Genomic DNA, 19,610 nt, shown 5'->3' with positions numbered 1-19,610 from the left:
GTCATGTGCCCAATCTCAACGCCGCTCCTGATTCCTCGGCCAGCTCAAACTGAAACAGGCCCCGCCCAGGCTTTTGCTCTTGCCGATCAACGCCCGCCCGTCATGCCAATGGATGATCCGCCGCACGATCGATAACCCTAACCCATGCCCGCCCGAGGCCCGGGTGCGGCTGTCATCGAGGCGCAGGAACGGGGTGAAGATTTTTTCCCACGCCGTTTCCGGTACACCCGGCCCGTCATCCTCGACATCCACCCGACAGCGCTGCTGCCCGACCTGATAGCTGACGGTCACCCTGGAATGCGCGTGGCGCATGGCGTTGCTCACCAGGTTCTGCAAGGCCCGGTGCAAGTAACGCGGTTCGGCCTCGACCCAGGCGTCGTCGCAATCGGCGGCTGACAGGCACAAGCCGCGCTGCACCGTGACCTCGGCCCGCAGTGGCGCCAGTTCTTCGATCACCTGATTGACCAGCGCATCCAGATCGATTCGCTGAAAGTTCAGGGCCGGCGAACCTTGCTCCAGCCGCGCATAAGTGAGCATCTCGTCGACCAGCCGATCGAGGTCCTCGATGTCGTGATCCATCCCTTCGCGGTATTTCTCCAACGCCTCAGGCGTGGTGGCCGAACCGATCATCTCCAGGCCAAAACGCAGGCGCGCCACCGGCGTGCGCAACTCGTGAGACACGGCACGCACCAGTTCTCGCTGAATCGCCAACAATTGCTGCAAGTGCTCGGCCATGCCGTTGAACGCCGAGGCCAGGCGCCCCACCGAGTCTGCGCCGCGTGCCGGTACGCGGGTTTCCAGGCTGCCCTTGGCGATGCGCGTGGCGGCGGCTTCCAGCCCGCGCAAACGGCGCTCCAGCTGACGCACCAACAGATAGACAATCAAACCGATCAGGCTCAGGCCAAGGGCCGCGATCAGCACCAGCCACTCGGGCGGGTAAGGATTCATCTGATACAGCGGGCCGATTTCCAGTACCCACGGCGTACCGACCATGCCGGCAAACACCCGGATCGAATCGCCGCCCTTGCCCAGCGCCATTACCGTGTCGCCTTCGGACACGCGACGGCTCTGGTCTTCGTCCATGTCGGCCTGATCGATCGTGACCAATTGCAGATCGAAGCCGAAACCCTTCTCTTCCTTTAACTGCGCCAGACGCTTGGGCTGCTCGGCCACCGGGTAGCGCACCAGTTCATCGGCCAACAGGTAAATGGTCGCTCGCGCCAGTTGCTCGCTGATCTGCTGCACTTCCCCCGTGAGCACCAGTTGTTCCTTGTCGCTGACCAAGCGGTAAACCTTCGCCGCATGCGGGCCGGTCTGCTCCACCAGGGCCTGACCGCGCAGCACGCGGGTGCGCTGGGTCAGGTCGAGGTCGGTCTGGGGGAATGTCTTCAGCGCCAACGGAATGCCGAGCAAGCGCTCCCATACCAGCAAGGCCCGGTGGCGCTCGGTTTCGTTCATCGGTTGCAGGTTATCGGCCATCAGCGAGAACGTGCCGTGGGCCAGGCGCTCGCGGTACTGCTCGCTGCGCACCTGATTAAGCAGGTGCAAGGCCAGCACGCCGAGCACGGCCACCAGAATCAGCGCCGCGCACATGCCGCCATAAATGCGCAGGAAGATCGAGTTCACAGCGACAAGTCTGCGCAGGCTTCGGGAACGAACAGATAGCCTTTGCTGCGGATGGTTTTGATCAACCGCGGATGCTCCGGGTCATCGCCGATCTTCGGGCGGATGCGCGAAATGCGCACGTCGATGGAACGGTCCTGGCCGTCATAACCGATACCCCGTAGCGCGGTGAAAATTTCTTCGCGAGACAAAATACGCCCGGCGTTGGCCACCAGCAGCCAGAGCAAATCGAACTCGGCGCTGGTCAACTCGATGCCTTTGTCATGCAGCCAGGCCTCGCGCAACGCGTTGTCCACCACCAACGGGCCGAACTGCAGACGCCGTTGTTTTTCCGGAGCGGTTTCAGGGGTTTCACTGCGCCGCAACAAGGCCTGGATGCGCGCCAGCAGCAGACGTGGGCGAACCGGTTTGCAGACGTAGTCATCAGCGCCGAGGTCGAGGCCGAGGATTTGATCGGTGTCATCGGTGCGCGCGGTGAGCATCAGGATCGGGCCGTCATACTTGTCGCGAACCTTGCGGCAAATGCTCAAACCATCTTCGCCCGGGAGCATCAGGTCGAGGATCACCAGGTCCGGTTTCTCCTTGATGATGCGTGCCGCGGCGAGAGCGCCGTTGCCCTCGATCGACACGCGCAGGCCATTGGCTTCGAGGTAGTCGCGAGTCAGTTCGGCCAGACGCTGGTCGTCCTCGACAATCAATACCTGCCAGACTTCTTGCTCCACGGTGACCTCTGCTTGCCAACATCACTTTAAAGGGAAGGATCCGCCCGTTTTTTTGTAATGATTGGGGAGGATAAGAATGCATCTGCATTGGCCGATTGTATAAACGGCACACGTCTGGAACACAAGCGGGTAAATGCGTTCGGACACGACGGTTTTTTGTGATAGGGTTCGCGCCCTTAAAAATCCGAATGACTGTTTTCAGTCGCTGAAAATCAGTGAAAAACAGTCCGCTCCAGCTAGGTCGCGGCCTACACGCTTGTTCCACCTTTCACACACAATTTACGCACAGGTTTATCCACAGGTAGTACGTTGCAACACCCTCAAAAACGCATTATCTTGTACCTCGGCGCCAAAAAAACCCTACATGTAGGGTTTTATGCCAAAAACCAAACACAAACCGGACACCGATTTCAAGCGCTTTTATTGCCTCTTTCCGGTTGAACCAAACGTATTTTCGAAAGACCAAACCGCGCGTGCGGATGGCTACTGTTTTTAAGCCCGAAACGGCGATAACGGTACGAGTGTTGCAGTCATTTACTGCCACCCAAAACGGAATTCGGTTTCAGGCCCAAGGCGTGACACCAAAGACTTCGGCATGGAAGCGGCGCCCAATAGCCCCCTTCCTGATCTGTCCCGAAGTTGGTATGCCCGGCCCCCGCCGGCTGTAGTGCTTCAGGACAGAACGGTGGGCACCGTGATGGTGCCCAAACAAACATAGAGAATGTGGAGACAACCCCCCATGCAAACCGACACAACTCGCGAGAACCCGCAGGGCACCTTGCCGCAGGCCGCTGATTCGAATTCGGATCTGTCCGCCACCGCGCCTGGCCAGCTGCGCGTGATCAAGCGTAACGGGACTGTCGTTCCTTACACCGATGACAAAATCACCGTCGCCATCACCAAAGCGTTTCTTGCAGTTGAAGGCGGCACCGCTGCCGCTTCGTCGCGCATCCACGACACCGTTGCCCGCCTGACTGAACAAGTCACCGCGACCTTCAAGCGTCGCATGCCATCGGGCGGCACCATCCACATCGAAGAAATCCAGGACCAGGTCGAACTGGCCCTGATGCGTGCCGGCGAGCAGAAAGTGGCCCGCGACTATGTGATCTACCGTGACTCCCGTGCCAAGGAACGCGCTGTACGCGCCCCTGCCGAAGACGCGGTACAGGCTCACCCGTCGATCCGCATTACCCGCGCCGATGGCAGCTTTGCACCGCTGGACATGGGTCGTCTGAACACCATCGTCACCGAAGCGTGCGAAGGCCTGGAAGAGGTCGACGGCGACCTGATCCAGCGCGAAACCCTGAAGAACCTGTACGACGGCGTGGCCCTGACCGACGTCAACACCGCCCTGGTGATGACCGCCCGTACGCTGGTCGAGCGTGAGCCGAACTACTCGTTCGTGACTGCCCGTCTGCTGATGGACACCCTGCGTGCCGAAGGCCTGAACTTCCTGGGCGTCGCCGAGAGCGCGACCCACCACGAAATGGTCGACCTGTACGCCAAGGCGCTGCCTGCATACATCGCCAAAGGTATCGAATTCGAATTGCTGAACCCGGTTCTGGCGACATTCGACCTGGAAAAACTCGGCAAGGCAATCAACCACGAGCGCGATCAGCAGTTCACGTACCTGGGCCTGCAAACCCTGTACGACCGTTACTTCATCCACAAGGACGGTATCCGCTTCGAACTGCCGCAGATTTTCTTCATGCGCGTGGCCATGGGCCTGGCAATCGAAGAGAAGAACAAAGAAGACCGTGCGATCGAGTTCTACAACCTGTTGTCGTCCTTCGACTACATGTCGTCGACCCCGACCCTGTTCAACGCCGGCACCCTGCGTCCACAGCTGTCGAGCTGCTACCTGACCACCGTGCCGGATGACCTGTCGGGCATCTACCACGCGATCCACGACAACGCCATGTTGTCCAAATTCGCTGGCGGCCTGGGCAACGACTGGACACCTGTTCGTGCCTTGGGTTCGTACATCAAGGGCACCAACGGCAAATCCCAGGGCGTTGTTCCGTTCCTGAAAGTGGTGAACGACACTGCCGTCGCCGTCAACCAGGGTGGCAAGCGCAAAGGCGCTGTCTGTGCCTACCTGGAAACCTGGCACATGGACATCGAAGAGTTCATCGAACTGCGCAAGAACACCGGTGATGATCGTCGTCGTACCCACGACATGAACACCGCCAACTGGATCCCTGACCTGTTCATGAAGCGCGTCTTCGATGACGGCAAGTGGACCCTGTTCTCGCCGTCCGAAGTGCCTGATCTGCACGACCTGACCGGCAAGGCCTTCGAAGAGCGTTACGAGTACTACGAAGCCCTGACCGAATACCCGGGCAAGGTCAAGCTGTTCAAGACCATCCAGGCCAAAGACCTGTGGCGCAAAATGCTGTCGATGCTGTTTGAAACCGGCCACCCATGGCTGACCTTCAAAGACCCGTGCAACCTGCGCAGCCCGCAGCAGCACGTGGGCGTGGTCCACAGCTCGAACCTGTGCACCGAGATCACCTTGAACACCAACAAGGACGAGATCGCCGTTTGCAACCTGGGCTCGATCAACCTGCCGAACCACATCGTCAACGGCAAGCTGGACACCGCCAAGCTGGAACGCACCGTGAACACCGCCGTGCGCATGCTCGATAACGTGATCGACATCAACTACTACTCGGTGCCGCAAGCGAAGAACTCCAACTTCAAGCACCGTCCGGTCGGTCTGGGCATCATGGGCTTCCAGGACGCTTTGTACCTGCAGCACATTCCTTACGGTTCCGACGCGGCCGTCGAGTTCGCCGACAAGTCGATGGAAGCGGTCAGCTACTACGCGATCCAGGCTTCCTGCGACCTGGCCGACGAGCGCGGCGCCTACGAGACGTTCCAGGGTTCGCTGTGGTCCAAAGGCATCCTGCCACTGGATTCGCAACAGATCCTGATCGAGCAGCGTGGCCAGAAGTATATCGACGTTGACCTGAACGAATCCCTGGACTGGGCACCGGTTCGCGCCCGTGTACAGAAAGGCATTCGTAACTCCAACATCATGGCCATCGCACCGACCGCGACCATCGCCAACATCACTGGCGTATCGCAGTCGATCGAACCGACTTATCAGAACCTCTACGTGAAATCGAACCTGTCGGGCGAATTCACCGTGATCAACCCGTACCTGGTTCGCGACCTTAAGGCTCGCGGTCTGTGGGACTCGGTCATGATCAACGACCTGAAGTACTACGACGGTTCGGTGCAACAGATCGAGCGCATCCCGCAAGAACTCAAAGAGCTCTACGCGACCGCCTTCGAAGTGGACACCAAGTGGATCGTTGACGCGGCCAGCCGTCGTCAGAAGTGGATCGACCAGGCTCAATCGCTGAACCTGTACATCGCCGGCGCATCGGGCAAGAAGCTGGACGTGACCTACCGCATGGCCTGGTACCGTGGCCTGAAAACCACTTACTACCTCCGTGCCTTGGCCGCGACCAGCACCGAGAAGTCGACCATCAACACCGGTAAGCTGAACGCTGTTTCCAGCGGCGGCAACCACGGTGACGACTCGGTCCTGGCAGCTCCAGCAGGCCCGGCACCAGTGCCAAAGGCTTGCGCGATTGACGAGCCGGATTGCGAAGCTTGCCAATAAGCTGAGCCGGTAGGCGCTCCAGGGCGCTTACCTGAAACCCCCGATGAGCCTTTGGCTGGTCGGGGGTTTTCTTTTGCCTGCCAGATCGCAGCCTCATTCCACTCGACAGCTCCTACAGGAGGGCGCGATTTTTTGTAGGAGCTGTCGAGTGAAACGAGGCTGCGATCTTTTGATCTTGATTCTGCAAGGCAAAAAAAACCCCTCTTGCGAGGGGTTCTTTATGCAAAGCTATCCAGCATCAGGTCATCTGAATGATGGTCTGCATGATGGTGCTCTGGGTGGAGATGGTCTTGGCGTTTGCCTGGTAGTTGCTCTGGGCTTTGATCAGCTCGACCAATTCGTTGGTCAGGTTGACGTTGGACTCTTCCAGGGAATTGGAAACGATTGCTCCCAGGGTGCCAGTCTGCGGCGCATCGACGCCAGCCACGCCCGAGGAGAAGGTTTCTTTCCAGCGGGTCCCGCCAATTGGCTGCAAGCCTTGCTCGTTGGCGAAGCTGGCCACCGCCACCTGGCCGATGGCCTTGGTCTGCTGGTTGCTGAAGTTGGCGGTCATGACGCCGCTGGCGTCGATGGTCAGGCTGGAGATCTGGCCGGTGGCGTAGCCGTCCTGGAATTGGGCGGTACGAGCGGTTGGCGAGTTGTAAGAGGTGGTCAGCGCCATGTTGAATGCGATGCCGCCCGTGGCAGCGACAGAACCGTTCGGGCCCCAGGTCACAGGAGTCGTTGCGGCGTTGGTCACGACACCAGGCACCCAACCGGTCATGGTCAACGTGTTGCCGGTCTGGGTCCAGCCAGCACCCGCCGTCAGCGTATTAATGCTGCCATTGGAGTTGAAGGTGATGTCGGCGGTGATCGCCACTGGTGGCGTGGTAGCAGGGTTGGCTGGGGAACGACCGTCCATGTAAGTATGAACACGCCAAGCGTTGGTACCCGTTTTCACGTAGTACTGATCCATGGTGTGCTCGTTACCCTGGCTATCGTAGACCTTGGTGGAGATGGTCTTGTTATAGCTGTTGGTATCAGTGGGACTGAACGGCGTCACCGTCGGCGTTGTTTCCGCCGAGTTCAGGTTCATCGTCTGATCAACCTTGGACGTCGGGTTCGGCTTGAGACTCGACGTATCAATCTTCAAGTCAGTCAACACACCGTTGATGATCTTGCCGTTGGCATCAACGCCATAACCCTGCAAACGGTTGCCGTTGTTATCAACCACATAGTTTTCAGCGTCGGTCTTGAACGCACCGGCACGGGTGTAGCTCAGGGAGCCGTTGTCGCTGAGGATGAAGAAACCGTTGCCCTGGATGCCCATATCGAGCACGTTGCCGGTGTTGTTCACGTCGCCCTGGCCGAACTGCTGGGAAACGTTGGCCAGACGCACGCCGTTGCCGACGGTCTTGCTGCCGGTACCCAGGCGAGTGGCCGAGTACACGTCTTCGAATTCTGCACGGGAGGATTTGAAACCGGTGGTCGCGACGTTGGCGATGTTGTTGCCGGTCACGTCCAGTTGTTTGTTGGCTGCATAGAGACCGCTAAGGCCGATATTGAAAGACATATTCCACTCCTTTGTGCCGTGTTAGTCGGCTCTATATACCAATGGTTTGTACTTTGGACAGGGCAACGCTGCCCATGCCTGCCAGGTTCAGCATCAACTCACCGCCGGTCTGGCTGATGGTCACGCTGTTAACGGTCGCTGGCAGATAAGTAATCAGCGATGTCGCCTTGCTGTCGATGGTGGCCGTTGCGCCGAAGGTGTAAGTACCCGCCGGTGCCACCGCGCCCGCATCGTCCTTGCCATCCCAGATGAAACTGGCGTTACCGGCACTTTGACTGCCCAACTCGAGCGTACGGATGGTCTTGCCTTCCGCGTTGGTGATCTTGACGGTGGCGGCGGGAACCGAGGTTGGCACCACGACGGTACCGTTGAGGCTCTTGGAGGTGTCGACCATGGTTTTGTCGGTCTGCGCGATGACCGAACGGCCCACCAGCGAAGAAGCCTGCAAGGCTTGCGAGGAGCTGTAGCTGCTGGCAAGGCCGCTGACCGTATCGTTCAGCGTGGTAATACCTTCCAGGCTACTGAACTGCGCCAGCTGTGCCACGAACTCGCTGTTGTCCTGAGGATCGAGCGGGTTCTGGTTTTTCAGCTGAGTCACCAACAGTTGCAGGAACGCGTCCTTGCCCAGCTTCTGGCCGCCGGTAGCGGCCGTGGTCAGGCTGTCTTTGGTGGTAGGGGTCTGGACCGAAGAGTTGGCCAGAACATCGCTGATAACGCTCATATGAATCGCCCCTTATCACTGACCGAGGGTCAGGACCTTCTGCATCATGGTTTTGGCGGTGTTCATCATTTCGGCGTTAGTCTGGAACGAACGGCTCGCGGAAATCATGTCGGCCATTTCTTCGACGACGTTGACGTTCGGGTAGTAGACGTAGCCCTTGGCATCGGCAGCCGGATGGTTCGGCTCGTAGCGCGCATCAAGGTTGCTCTGGTCTTCGACCACACCCAGCACTTGTACGCCTTGACCGGCAGCGTCCTGGTTCTGGAACAGCGAATCGCTGCCGCCGCTCTGGCCACCCTGGAACATGGTGGCGAATACCGGGTGACGGGCACGGTAGGTCTGGTCGATGCTCGACGAGACGGTCTCGGCGTTGGCGATGTTCGAGGCGACGGTGTTCAGACGAGTGGTCTGGGCACTCATGCCGCTACCGGAGATGTTGAAAACACTGGCAAGGGACATGACTTACTCTCCACGCAGGGCTGATACCAGCCCTTTGAATTTACTGTTGAGCAGGGTGAAGCTGGCCTGGAAGTTGACCGCGTTTTCCGCGTAGTTCGACTGTTCCAGTTGGGCGTCCACGGTGTTTTGGTCGATCGACGGTTGCATCGGCGTGCGATACATCAGCGACTCGTCGCCATTGCCCATGCCTTCAGCTTCGATGTGACGACTGTTGGTCATGTTCAAGGCGAACTTGCCGTTTTTGGTTTTCTCGTTCTGCTCGGCGAGCACTTTCGAGAAGTCCAGATCCCGAGCCTTGTAGTTCGGGGTGTCGGCGTTGGCGATGTTGTTGGCCAGGACTTCGGCACGCTGGGCGCGGAAGCCCAGGGCTTGTTCGTGGATACCGAGCGCTTTATCGAAGCTGATGCTCATGTCGGGAAACCTTCGGGTGACCTGATTTTTCGTACGATGGACATAGCAAGCGGCGTGCCAATTCAGAAAAGCCCGTAAACCGGGGCTTTGCGCGCGGTGGCAAGGCGGCAATGCCAGAAAAGCGGCAACCGACTTCCGCCGCCTGCCGCTTTTCTGCCGCTTCTCACGAACGACATCGCTCCTACAGGTGATGCGGCGGGAATGCGAAATCAGGCATAAAAAAACGGGAGCTCCCTGAGGACTCCCGTTTTTTTGTATGCCGCCAACGAATCACTTCGCCTGGTAAATGATCCCCGGGCTGCACTGGACCATTTGATAATGATCCGGCAAACCGTTCAGCGCTTCGGACGCGCCAAGGAACAGATATCCGCCTGGCTTCAGCGTGCTGTGAATACGCAACAGGATGTCTTTCTTCACCTCGGCGGAGAAGTAGATCAACACGTTGCGGCAGAACACGATGTCGAACTTGCCCAGGCTCGCGTAGCTGTCCAGCAGGTTGAACGAGCGAAATTCCACCCGACTCTTGATCGGCGCCTTGATGGCCCAACGTCCCGGCCCTTTCGGGTCGAAGTAACGCTGAAGGCGCTCGGGCGACAGACCGCGGCCGATGGCCAGGCTGTCGTACTCGCCGGTTTTGCAGTTGGTGAGCATGGTGCCGGACAGGTCCGTGGCAACGATCTGCACGCCCATCTTCAACTGGCCCATGTTGACCCGTTCGAACTCATCGATGGACATCGACAGCGAATACGGTTCCTGACCCGACGAACACGCCGCCGACCAGATCCGCAGGCGCTGGCCGGGGCTTGCCTTGATCGCTGCAGGCAAGACCTTATTCTTCAGGACCTCAAACGGATAGGTGTCACGAAACCACAGGGTTTCGTTGGTGGTCATGGCATCCACCACCATCTCGCGCAAACCGCTGCGCGGCTGGGTCTGGATGCGCTGAACCAGCTCACCCAGCGATTTGATGCCCTGCTGTTCCATCAGTTTGTTGAGACGGCTCGAGACCAGGTATTGCTTGTTTTCACCGAGCAAAATGCCACAGGCTTTTTCCAGGAAGACCCGGAACTGTTCGAAATCCAAATTACCCGTAGACAAAGATGCCGCCTCTTAAATCGTGTTGACCGCCAGGGGCAGAAGGCCCCTAGCTGTGATCTGCTGCTTTGATCCGGTCGACTACCCGGGATGCCAGGTCATCAGGACGGAACTTGGCCAGAAAGTCATCGGCACCGACCTTCTTGACCATCGCCTGATTGAACACACCCGACAACGAAGTATGCAGGATGATATGCAGCTTTTGCATGCGTGGGTCGTTGCGGATCTCGGCCGTCAGGGTGTACCCGTCCATCTCCGGCATCTCGATGTCGGAGATCATCATCAGGAACTCGTCTTCCGGCTTCTTGCCTTCATCGACCAGTTTGCGCAGGTAATCCAGCGCTTGCCGGCCGTCGTTCAACGCCACCACTTCGACGCCGATCGTTTGCAGGCAACGGGTCACCTGCTTGCGCGCCACCGACGAGTCATCGACCGTCAGCACGCGCAAGGACAATGCCTTGTGCTGAGTCTCGACATCCACCACGCCCACCGAAATCGCTTCCGGCGTCGGCGCCACTTCCGCCAGCACCTTCTCGACGTCGATGATTTCGACTAGCTGATTGTCGACCCGAGTCACAGCCGTCAGGTAGTGATCGCGCCCGGTACCCTTGGGTGGCGGATGAATCTCCTCCCAGTTCATGTTGACGATGCGCTCTACCGACCGAACCAGGAAACCCTGAGTCTTGGTGTTGTACTCCGTGATGATCACGAAGGGATTGCTTTGATCTTTCAGCGCTCCGGAACCGGTCGCCATTGCCAGATCAAGGATCGGAATGGTCGCCCCCCGGATATTTGCCACACCGCACACGACAGGACTGGACTTGGGCATCAAGGTCAGCTTGGGGCATTGCAGCACCTCACGAACCTTGAACACGTTGATCCCATACAGCTGCTGGCCGTCGAGACGGAACAACAACAGCTCCAAGCGATTCTGCCCTACCAGTTGCGTGCGCTGGTTCACCGAATCCATTACACCAGCCATGCCCAGACTCCTACACCAACGCTAAGTGTGTTGCGACGCACATTCATCACGAAACGGCACGGCGCTTGCTTTTTAACTCTTATGAACACAGAACCGACATTTTTTCGACGCCTGACATCAACCTGCCGCAGATTGCTCTGCGCGGCGTCGGCCGTCTGCCTGTTCAACGCTGGCAGCCCTGCCCTTGCTGATACGGTTACCTTGCCTGACATGCTTATCGGCGTCACCCAGGGCTTTCTTGAATTCACCGTAGAGGACTATCTGGCCAGCAGTCAAACGCAAGGACGCTACGAGATCGAGGTCAACCAGCTCGATCCGCGCCTGCGCATGCCTATGTGCGACAAGGAATTGACAGCCACCCTCGAGAGCCCCGCGAGGCCTCTGGGCCGGGTAACGGTCAAGGTTCGCTGCGACGGCGCCTCCCCCTGGACAGTCTTCGTACCCGCTCAAGTACGGCTGTTTCGCGACATCGTGACCACCACTCGCCCTCTCAAACGCACAGGGATTATCGAGCCTCAGGACGTGACCCTGCGCGAGCGCGATATCAGCCTGATAAATCAGGGTTTTCTGACCTCCGTCGATCAGGCGATCGGGCAAAAACTTACCCGACCAATGGTCGCCGATCAGGTCATTACCCTGGTGCACCTCGAACAGGCGGAAGTGATTCGCAAGGGCGATCAGGTGGTGATTACTGCCCGCAGTGGTACGCTCAGTGTACGTATGCCGGGTGAAGCGCTGTCCAACGGCGGCATGAGCGAACAGATTCGGGTGAAAAACCTTAACTCCCAGCGGGTCATCAAGGCGCAAGTCACCGCGCCCGGTCAGGTGGAAGTGGCCATGTAGGATCTCTGTTCGTGAAGATATGGCGCTGCCCGAGGCTGTTCCCTAAACTGTGCCGCATGTGGAAGACGCGCTGGCGCATGCACGCTCATCGATAAATGGGCCTAAAGTTTTCCGGGGAAGAGCCGAAAACATGGCAAGCGTCCAAATACCCAGAGGTTTTTTGTCATGGTCATCGATTTCAGTCGTTTAAACAGCTCCTCGTCACTTACGGGCAGTACACGTACCAGCGCCGCCAAGGAAACCGCCGAAGCCGGTCAATCCACGCCGCTGAATACCCCGGCCGAACAGGCCAGTGCCACCCAAAGCGGGGAATCGGTACACCTCAGCAATGAGGCTCAACAGTTGCAGAAGGTCACTGACAAGCTGCGCGATCAGCCTGCCGTCGACAAAGCCCGCGTGGCCGAGTTGAAAGCAGCGATTGCCGATGGCAGCTATAAAGTCGACAGCAACCGTGTAGCCAGCAAACTGCTCAACTTCGAAGCCCAGCGCTAGGCCACGGCCCGCGCCAGGCTTTTGGACGCTTAAAACCCAAGGCCAGCCATGCACGACACTAATTTACTGCAACTGATCATCGACGACTTTGCCCCGGCGCAACACCTGCTGGAGCTGCTGCAAACCGAGTCCCTCGCGCTGCACGGTCGCGACATGCCACTGCTTGAAGAGATTCTGGCGCAGAAACAGGCATTGATCATTTTGCTCGAACAGCATGGCCGCAAGCGCAGTGAAATCCTCGCCAGCCTCAACCTGCCGACCAATCGCCAGGGCCTGGAGCAACTTGCCAGCCATTCGAGCATTGGCGACCAATTACTGGCACAGAGCGATGTGCTGACTGACCTCCTGGCACAGTGCCAGGCCGCCAACGTTAATAATGGCCAGTCGATTCTGGTGCAGCAGGCCGCCACGGCCAACCAGCTGAAGATCCTCACCGGCGGAGAGCCACCAGCGCTCTACGATGCCCGCGGCTCAACCTCCAAACTCGCAAAACCACGCCCGCTCAGTCAGGCTTGAGCCTTTCAATGAGCACGCTCTATCAAGACGCGAAACATGCTGGCAGAATACTGGCCAGTAGTCATATTTTGTCTGGAGATTGATGCCCCGTGTTCAATGCCTTAAACGCGGAAGATGCTCCGCAGCCACCCAAGGTGCTCACTACGCCCCTGGAAATCTCCGGCAATCTGCGTCAGCTGCAAGACAGCCATGACCCGCTGATCATCACGTTCCATGAGCGCAGCCAGCGCTTCCAGAGTTATCTGGTGGACATCGACCGTGACAGCAACATGATCGCCCTGGACGAAATGATCCCGCGCGACGGCGAACGCTTTCTGCTGGCCGGCGAACCGTTCAAGGTCGAAGGCTTTCACGACGGTGTGCGCATCGCCTGGGAAAGCAATGGCCCACTAACCATCGACGAATCCGGCGATGGCCGCTGCTACCGTGGCGCGTTGCCCGATGAGGTGGTTTACCACCAGCGCCGCAATGCTTTTCGCGCTGCGCTGAAGCTGGCGCAACTGGTCAATGTCGAACTGGGTGGCGACAAACTCAAGTCGCCCATTAATGGCAAATTGCTGGACATCTCTGCCACCGGCTGCAAGTTGCGCTTCGAGGGCGACATCACCGCCAGGCTGCAACTGGGCCAGGTCTATGAGCGCTTCGTCGCCGCCCTGCCCTTCGGCAGCATGACGACACCGGTCGAACTGCGTTACCTGCACTTCGAAGAAAAGATCAACACCACCTTCGCCGGCGTGCGTTTTCACAACATGAGCGGCCTGGTGCAACGGCAGGTCGAGCGGTTCGTCTATCAACTTCAGCGCGAAGCGCGTCGTTTCGATAAAGACGACTTCTGATACGCCCCTCCCATAAAAAACGGGCAGTCCCTTGCGGTGACTGCCCGTTTTTTTATGCCTTGATCAAGGCCTCGCTTCGGTAAAGCTTTGCTCGCGCCCCGTGTCTGGGTCTTCTGATTCCAAATCTGTTTCAGCTTCGATTTCGGGCTCGGGCTCGGCATCCGGATTGAAGTCAGCCTCCGGGGTGACCGGGTTCTGCATCTGATCCTGCACCACCTGCTCATCGACTCGCGGGTCCAGGCAAGCGACCAGTGGCGAACTCGACATACTGTCCGGCATGGCCACGTGATGCAGTGGAGCATCGTCCACCTGATGCAAGTTGGTGACCGCTTTCGGGCGAATTCTCCACACCAGCACCAACGCGAAGAAGCTGAAGAAGGCATAAAGCATCTGACTGCCGAACAGCTTCATCAACACCCCGGCCACCAGCGGTCCGATACTCGCGCCGACACCGTAGGTCACCAGCAACATCGCTGTCAGCGACACCCGGCGATCACCCTCGACGTGGTCGTTGGAGAACGCCACCGCCAACGGGTACAGGCAGAACTGCACCAACGAACAGAAAAACCCGGCGATGAACAGCACCTCCAGCGGCACCTGCTGCATGATTGCCAAGGGCAACGCAGCCAGCGCCAGGCTAAACGCGAAACAGCGAATCAACAGTGCCCGGTCATAGCGGTCCGACAGCCAACCCAATGGCCACTGCACCACCAGGCCTGCAAAAATGCAGCTACCCATGAACAGACCGACCTGTTCGGTCGACAATCCTTGCTGCGAGGCATACAGCGGCGCCAGACCGTAGAACGAACCGACGATCAATCCCGACCCCAACACCGTACTCAACGACTGCGGCACGCGTTTGATGAAGAACCGTGGTTCCATCGGCGCCGGGTGCAAAGGCGCCGGGTGAATCCGCCGCGTCAGGGCCACCGGCACCAGGCACAGGGCGAAACACAGGGCGACCAGCATCAGCAGCTCCAGACCCAGGCCCGGGTGCATGACCAGAATCAGCTGACCCAACACCAGCCCCAGGTACGAGGCGATCATGTAGCCGCTGAATACCACTCCGCGCTTATTGGCTTCTGCCTGCTCATTGAGCCAGCTTTCGATCACCATGTACTGGCACATCATGCCCAGGCCGACGATCACCCGCAGAAACAGCCACGCGGGCAACCAGTCCACCAGGCCATGGCCCAGCACTGCCGCGCCGACAATCCCGGCGCAGGCTGAATAAGCTCGAATATGCCCGACCCGGGCAATCAGCCGATGGCCGATCTTGCCGCCCAGCACCAGGCCGAAATAGTTGGCCGCCATCAAGGCGCCGACCCACAGGCTGTCGACTTTATCGGCCGCCAGGCGCAGGGCAAGGTAAGTACTCAATAGGCCCGAGCCGATCAACATCATCAGCGAGGCGAAATAAAGCCCCCGAAAAGATTTCAAGATTTGGCGCATCGGCGTTCCGAGCGGCTCCTTGCAGTGAGTATCGGGCTATCGACAACGATAGCCCGACGGCGACGGGTCGTCAGGCCTGGGCTGCTAGAACACGCCGTTCCCAGGGAGTAATTTCATCAAAGAAGCTGGTCAACTCCATCGTCTTCGAAGCGATGTAGCCTTCGATGAACTCCTTGCCGAACAGTTCCTTCGCCAATTGGCTACGTTTCAGACGTTCAAGAGCGGCATGCAAGGTACACGGTAACGAAAGATTATCCGGCACCACGAACTCACCCTGGATCGGCTCGCTCGGCTCCAGTTTGTTCTCGATGCCATACAACCCCGAGGCCAGGCTCGCGGCGATCGCCAGATACGGATTGGCATCGGCCCCCGGCAAGCGGTTTTCGACCCGACGAGCGACCGGTGAACTGGCCGGAATGCGCAATCCGGCCGCGCGGTTGTCGTGGGACCAGCAGGCATTGTTCGGCGATGCGTAAGGATGGCACAGGCGCTGATAGGAGTTCACGTTCGGCGCAAACAGCGCGGTGAAATCCGCCAGGCCGGCCTGCTGACCGCCGATGAAATGACGGAAGGTCGCGGTCGGCTCGCCGGCCTTGTCGCTGAACACGTTACGCCCGGTGCCGATCTCGACGATGCTCTGGTGGATATGCATCGAACTGCCCGGCGTGTGCGCCAACGGCTTGGCCATGCAGACCACGGTCAGGCCATGCTTGAGCGCCACTTCTTTGAGCAGATGCTTGAACAACAAAGTCTGGTCGGCCAGCAGTAGCGGATCGCCGTGCAGCAGGTTGATCTCGAACTGGCTGACGCCCATCTCGTGCATGAAGGTATCGCGCGGCAAGCCCAGCGCCGCCATGCATTCGTAGACTTCATTGAAGAACGGCCGCAAGCCGTTATTGGAACTGACGCTGAACGCCGAATGACCGTCCTCGCGACGACCGTCCAGGCCCAGTGGCGGCTGGAAGGGTTGCGTCGGGTCAGGGTTGGGCGCGAAGACGAAGAACTCCAGCTCGGTCGCCACCACCGGCGCCAGCCCCAGGGCGGCGTATCGAACGATCACGGCCTTGAGTTGGCCGCGGGTCGACAATGGCGAGCTCTCACCAGTCAGCTCGTCCGCATCGCAAATGGCCAGTGCCCGAGGCTGCGAACTCCAGGGCAAACGGTGGATCTGCGCGGGATCAGGCACCAGCGCCAGGTCGCCATCATCACTGCCGTAAAAGCGCGCCGGCGGATAACCGCCCATGATGCATTGCAGCAGCACACCCCGCGCCATCTGCAAACGCCGCCCTTCAAGAAATCCTTCGGCGGTCATCACCTTGCCGCGTGGTACGCCGTTCAGGTCCGGCGTGACACATTCAATCTCATCAATGCCCGTCAATCGCTGCGCGAGTGAACGATGGCCATCGGTTGTCATGACGCAATCCTTGTTGTTGTACGAGCCGCGAACGGCGACTCGTACAAAATAGGCTCCGGCTGTTCGGAATATCAAGCAGCGTCAAACAAAAAGGTACTCAGGGAAGGTAAAGGCTGAACACGCCGCCGCCCAATGGGCCGCCGTTGCTGATTTCTGTGCGTCCACCCACACCATTGCGCTGATGCAATGCGGCAATCCGCCCGGCAAAGTACAGGCCCAGGCCGGTGCTGCCACTGCTGTGGTTGATGCCCTGCACGTAATCGGCCTGACGTTCGATCATCTCGGGCGGATAACCCTCGCCATCGTCGTTGATGGTCAGCACCAGTTGCCCGGCCTCATCACTGACGCTGATTAACAAAGCATGGCGCGCATAGCGAATGGCGTTGTTGATGCAATTGGCGAGCACCGAAGCAATCAGCTCCCGGTCGAAGAAGCCCAGCGGGCTCAACGGGTCCACTTCATAGGTCGCGATGATGCCGCGGCTGGCGAACACTTCCTGATGAGAGGCCAGTTGCGCCTCAATGAAGTCATCCAGCTCATGGTAGGCCGGTTGCAACGGCATCTGATTGACGCCGAGTTTGTACAGCCCCAGCAACTGCACCAGCATGCCGTTGAGGTGGGCGAACTCGAAGTCGATCACACCCTGCTCCGGGGTGTGCTGCTCGGGATCGGGCAAACGCGCCAGCCATTGACTGTGCGCCTGCATCAGCATGGCCAGAGAGTTCTTCATGTCGTGCACGGTGGAGGCAATCACCGTGGAGAAGTCGAGTGACGGTTCGCTGTCGATCATTCGCCGAACGCCTTGATTTTCAGTTTCTGGTAGCGCGGATAACGCGCGTCGGTATCGGGCATCAGGCCGACGGTTTTCAGGCAGGCGCGACATTCTTCCAGTTCGGCCGACGGCACACTGGTGTCGGTGCCGTGCAGCAACGACTGCGCCATGTTCAGGGCAATACTGATGTTTTTGGGCTGCAGTGCCAGGGCTTTGCGGAATACATCCCGGGCTTCCACCAGATTGCCGGTCTTGTACACCCGCACACCCTGACGGTTGAGGTCGGCGGCGGCGTTGCCGGAGTTGAGGATGGTCGGGTCGTCGGTCAGCTTGGCGATGCCTTTCATCACGGTCGGATCGTCGCCGTAGATCTCCGCACAGTTCTTCAGCATCGAAGCGCCGGCACTCGCCTGCCCGAGCATTTGCAGCTGCTTGGCCACCAGCAGCGCCGCTTCAGCACTCATGAACTGCTCCATGCCATCGAGGCGCATCATCGCCTGCTCGGTGAGCTTCTCGGCGGTTTCGGCATCGTTGAGCAGCAGGCTGGTGGCTTTCATCAGGCGCGCACGAATCTGCAAGCCGGGATCGGAGGGATTCTCCTTCGCCACCGCACTCAGCGTTGTGTTGATTTCAAGGCGGGTCCGGGTGTCCAGGCCCTTCTCACTGCCTTTGCTGATCAAGGCATGGGCCAAACCGAGGTTGCTTTCCGCATCCTTGAAACGTGACTGCGCCCCTTGGGCCACCGCCTGGCGATAAGCTTTGGAGGCGGTATCGAAATCCTCGTTGGCCATCGCCAGCTTGCCCAGCAACGCTTGCCGGCGCACCGCCAGCGGCGACAGGCGAATAGCCTCTTCCAGGACTCTCTGCGCCCCCTTGGTATCCCCTTCGGCGACCAGCACATCGGCCATGCCGTCGTAGAGGGCCGGCATCATCGGGAAGACTTTCAGGGCTTTTTCGTAAATGCCTTTGGCCTGGCTGACCTGGCCACGCTTGAACAGCAACTGGCCCAACCCGGCAAACGCCCAGGGCAAAGGACGATCGGCAATGATGCTGTCGTACAGGCGCTCCAGCGCTTCGTTCTGGTTCAAGTCGCGCAACGCATCGGCGCGGTAACGCAGGCACAGCGGCGAATAACGAATGTCTTGTTTACACAGGGCGATGCAGGCATTGAGCACTTCAACCGGTTTGCCCCGGTCAAGGGCTTGCAGGATTGGCTTGAGCAACGTCTTGCGCTGCTCCAGGCGCTCCAGGCGCTGAGCCAGGCCGGAACGGTTGAAGGGCTTGGTCAAGTAAGCATCGGGCTCATGTTCCAGTGCGCTGAGCACCATGGCCTGACTGGTTTCGGCGGTGACCATGACAAACACGCTTTCATGGCTGATCAGCTTCTCGATCATCAGGTCTTCAAGCACCTGCTGACCGTTCTTCTTGCCATCGCCCAGGTGGAAGTCCTGCAGGATGAAGTCGTAGGACTTCTGCGAGCACATGCGCAGCGCCTGCTCACCGGTATCGGCGGTATCGACATCCTTGACGCCCAACTCCCGCAGCATGGACCTGACGGAACTGCGGAAATCCGAGAAATCATCGACGATCAAAAAGCTTTTTTGGTGATACGACAGCATCGAAGATTTCCAGGCAATTTAAGAAGAACAACCCAAAGGCAATGACACAGGCGAACTCGGCTTCGCGGCCTTTTTTGGCGCGCAGATGATAGCGGGAGGCCATAGGCTATCAAGCAATTTCGCATAAACCCGTGATGACAATTGCCGGCCGCCAGAAATAAAAATGACAACAACTGTTCGGGTTATCGGCCGGTAGTCGCGTTCCCTTGAAGCGGTGGGAGTGCATTTGCGCATTTGGCTGTCATGACAGGCTCTCCAAGTAAGTCGTCAGGTGGTTCGGGCGTAAAAAATCCCGCCAAAGCAAATGCCCTGGCGGGCTTTTTTAACAGCTCAATGCTGAGATTTTATGGAGTCTCAGGGCCGGTACGATTCAGCCAGCCCATGCCCCACTTGGGTTTCAGCTCATTCGAGCCGTGCCAGTGTCGAGTGTCCATGGCCCTTTCCGACCCTCTTCGCCAAAAACAGAT

Annotated in this window: 17 protein-coding genes; 5 read left to right on the top strand and 12 right to left on the bottom strand. The window is 58.8% G+C overall.

The genetic code is table 11. The features are described 5' to 3' along the window. Positions 1-15 precede the first annotated feature (15 nt). Together PSH97_RS07340 and PSH97_RS07335 are read right to left on the bottom strand one after the other, a co-directional pair. Positions 16-1,626, bottom strand: coding sequence for an ATP-binding protein (locus PSH97_RS07340; protein ID WP_123360307.1), 1,611 nt, complete (start codon positions 1,624-1,626; stop codon positions 16-18). After that, complete coding sequence (locus PSH97_RS07335; RefSeq protein WP_095051649.1) at positions 1,623-2,345, bottom strand: response regulator; 723 nt, start codon at positions 2,343-2,345, stop codon at positions 1,623-1,625. Before PSH97_RS07335 ends, PSH97_RS07340 begins: the two co-directional genes overlap by 4 nt. Positions 2,346-3,084: 739 nt before the next feature. On the opposite strand from PSH97_RS07335, the gene PSH97_RS07330 reads away from it, so the two are divergent. Continuing rightward, a complete protein-coding gene (locus PSH97_RS07330) occupies positions 3,085-5,979 on the top strand; it encodes a ribonucleoside-diphosphate reductase subunit alpha (protein ID WP_305448665.1) in 2,895 nt (964 codons plus the stop codon). Positions 5,980-6,217: 238 nt separating this feature from the next. On the opposite strand, the gene flgE is transcribed toward PSH97_RS07330, so the two are convergent. The 6 genes from flgE to PSH97_RS07300 form a co-directional block, all read right to left on the bottom strand. Next, positions 6,218-7,531, bottom strand: a complete 1,314-nt coding sequence (gene flgE / locus PSH97_RS07325) for a flagellar hook protein FlgE (RefSeq protein WP_305448664.1) — start codon at positions 7,529-7,531, stop codon at positions 6,218-6,220. A 31-nt stretch (positions 7,532-7,562) separates the two neighbouring features. Beyond that, positions 7,563-8,252: a flagellar hook assembly protein FlgD gene (gene flgD, locus PSH97_RS07320; RefSeq protein WP_305448663.1), complete on the bottom strand. Its 690-nt coding sequence runs from the start codon at positions 8,250-8,252 to the stop codon at positions 7,563-7,565. Positions 8,253-8,267: 15 nt separating this feature from the next. Beyond that, complete coding sequence (gene flgC / locus PSH97_RS07315; protein ID WP_305448662.1) at positions 8,268-8,711, bottom strand: flagellar basal body rod protein FlgC; 444 nt, start codon at positions 8,709-8,711, stop codon at positions 8,268-8,270. A 3-nt stretch (positions 8,712-8,714) separates the two neighbouring features. Continuing rightward, a complete protein-coding gene (gene flgB, locus PSH97_RS07310; RefSeq protein WP_095634357.1) occupies positions 8,715-9,122 on the bottom strand; it encodes a flagellar basal body rod protein FlgB in 408 nt (135 codons plus the stop codon). A gap of 270 nt (positions 9,123-9,392) precedes the next feature. Continuing rightward, positions 9,393-10,220 carry a protein-glutamate O-methyltransferase CheR gene (cheR, locus tag PSH97_RS07305; RefSeq protein WP_008071786.1) on the bottom strand — a complete coding sequence of 276 codons (828 nt, stop codon included), beginning with the start codon at positions 10,218-10,220 and terminating at the stop codon, positions 9,393-9,395. A 46-nt stretch (positions 10,221-10,266) separates the two neighbouring features. After that, complete coding sequence (locus PSH97_RS07300) at positions 10,267-11,199, bottom strand: chemotaxis protein CheV (protein ID WP_305448661.1); 933 nt, start codon at positions 11,197-11,199, stop codon at positions 10,267-10,269. Between the two features lie 81 nt (positions 11,200-11,280). Between PSH97_RS07300 and flgA the strand changes: the two genes are divergently transcribed. From flgA to PSH97_RS07280, 4 genes are all read left to right on the top strand, one after another. Then, positions 11,281-12,042, top strand: coding sequence for a flagellar basal body P-ring formation chaperone FlgA (gene flgA / locus PSH97_RS07295; RefSeq protein ID WP_305448660.1), 762 nt, complete (start codon positions 11,281-11,283; stop codon positions 12,040-12,042). A 165-nt stretch (positions 12,043-12,207) separates the two neighbouring features. After that, entirely contained in the window at positions 12,208-12,534 is a 327-nt protein-coding gene (gene flgM / locus PSH97_RS07290) for a flagellar biosynthesis anti-sigma factor FlgM (protein WP_305448659.1), read from the top strand. A gap of 48 nt (positions 12,535-12,582) precedes the next feature. Further along, a complete protein-coding gene (locus PSH97_RS07285) occupies positions 12,583-13,050 on the top strand; it encodes a flagella synthesis protein FlgN (RefSeq protein ID WP_008071798.1) in 468 nt (155 codons plus the stop codon). An 89-nt stretch (positions 13,051-13,139) separates the two neighbouring features. Then, the gene (locus PSH97_RS07280) at positions 13,140-13,886 is read left to right on the top strand and encodes a flagellar brake protein (protein ID WP_305448658.1); all 747 of its coding nucleotides are present in this window, start codon (positions 13,140-13,142) and stop codon (positions 13,884-13,886) included. A gap of 63 nt (positions 13,887-13,949) precedes the next feature. On the opposite strand, the gene PSH97_RS07275 is transcribed toward PSH97_RS07280, so the two are convergent. The 4 genes from PSH97_RS07275 to PSH97_RS07260 all read right to left on the bottom strand — a co-directional run bounded on the left by PSH97_RS07275 (position 13,950) and on the right by PSH97_RS07260 (position 19,143). Beyond that, complete coding sequence (locus PSH97_RS07275; RefSeq protein WP_305448657.1) at positions 13,950-15,338, bottom strand: MFS transporter; 1,389 nt, start codon at positions 15,336-15,338, stop codon at positions 13,950-13,952. A gap of 70 nt (positions 15,339-15,408) precedes the next feature. After that, on the bottom strand, positions 15,409-16,650 hold the full coding sequence (locus PSH97_RS07270; RefSeq protein WP_305449759.1) for a glutamine synthetase family protein: 1,242 nt from the start codon (positions 16,648-16,650) through the stop codon (positions 15,409-15,411). 199 nt (positions 16,651-16,849) lie between these two features. Continuing rightward, positions 16,850-17,542, bottom strand: a complete 693-nt coding sequence (locus PSH97_RS07265) for a sensor histidine kinase (RefSeq protein WP_305448656.1) — start codon at positions 17,540-17,542, stop codon at positions 16,850-16,852. Continuing rightward, positions 17,539-19,143: a tetratricopeptide repeat-containing response regulator gene (locus tag PSH97_RS07260; RefSeq protein ID WP_052966588.1), complete on the bottom strand. Its 1,605-nt coding sequence runs from the start codon at positions 19,141-19,143 to the stop codon at positions 17,539-17,541. The genes PSH97_RS07265 and PSH97_RS07260 overlap by 4 nt, the downstream gene beginning before the upstream one ends. Positions 19,144-19,610: the final 467 nt, after the last annotated feature.

Origin of the sequence: Pseudomonas cucumis, assembly GCF_030687935.1 — a bacterium.
In the GTDB taxonomy this organism is placed as follows: Bacteria; Pseudomonadota; Gammaproteobacteria; order Pseudomonadales; family Pseudomonadaceae; genus Aquipseudomonas; species Aquipseudomonas cucumis.
This window is presented reverse-complemented; position numbering and strand designations above follow the sequence as displayed.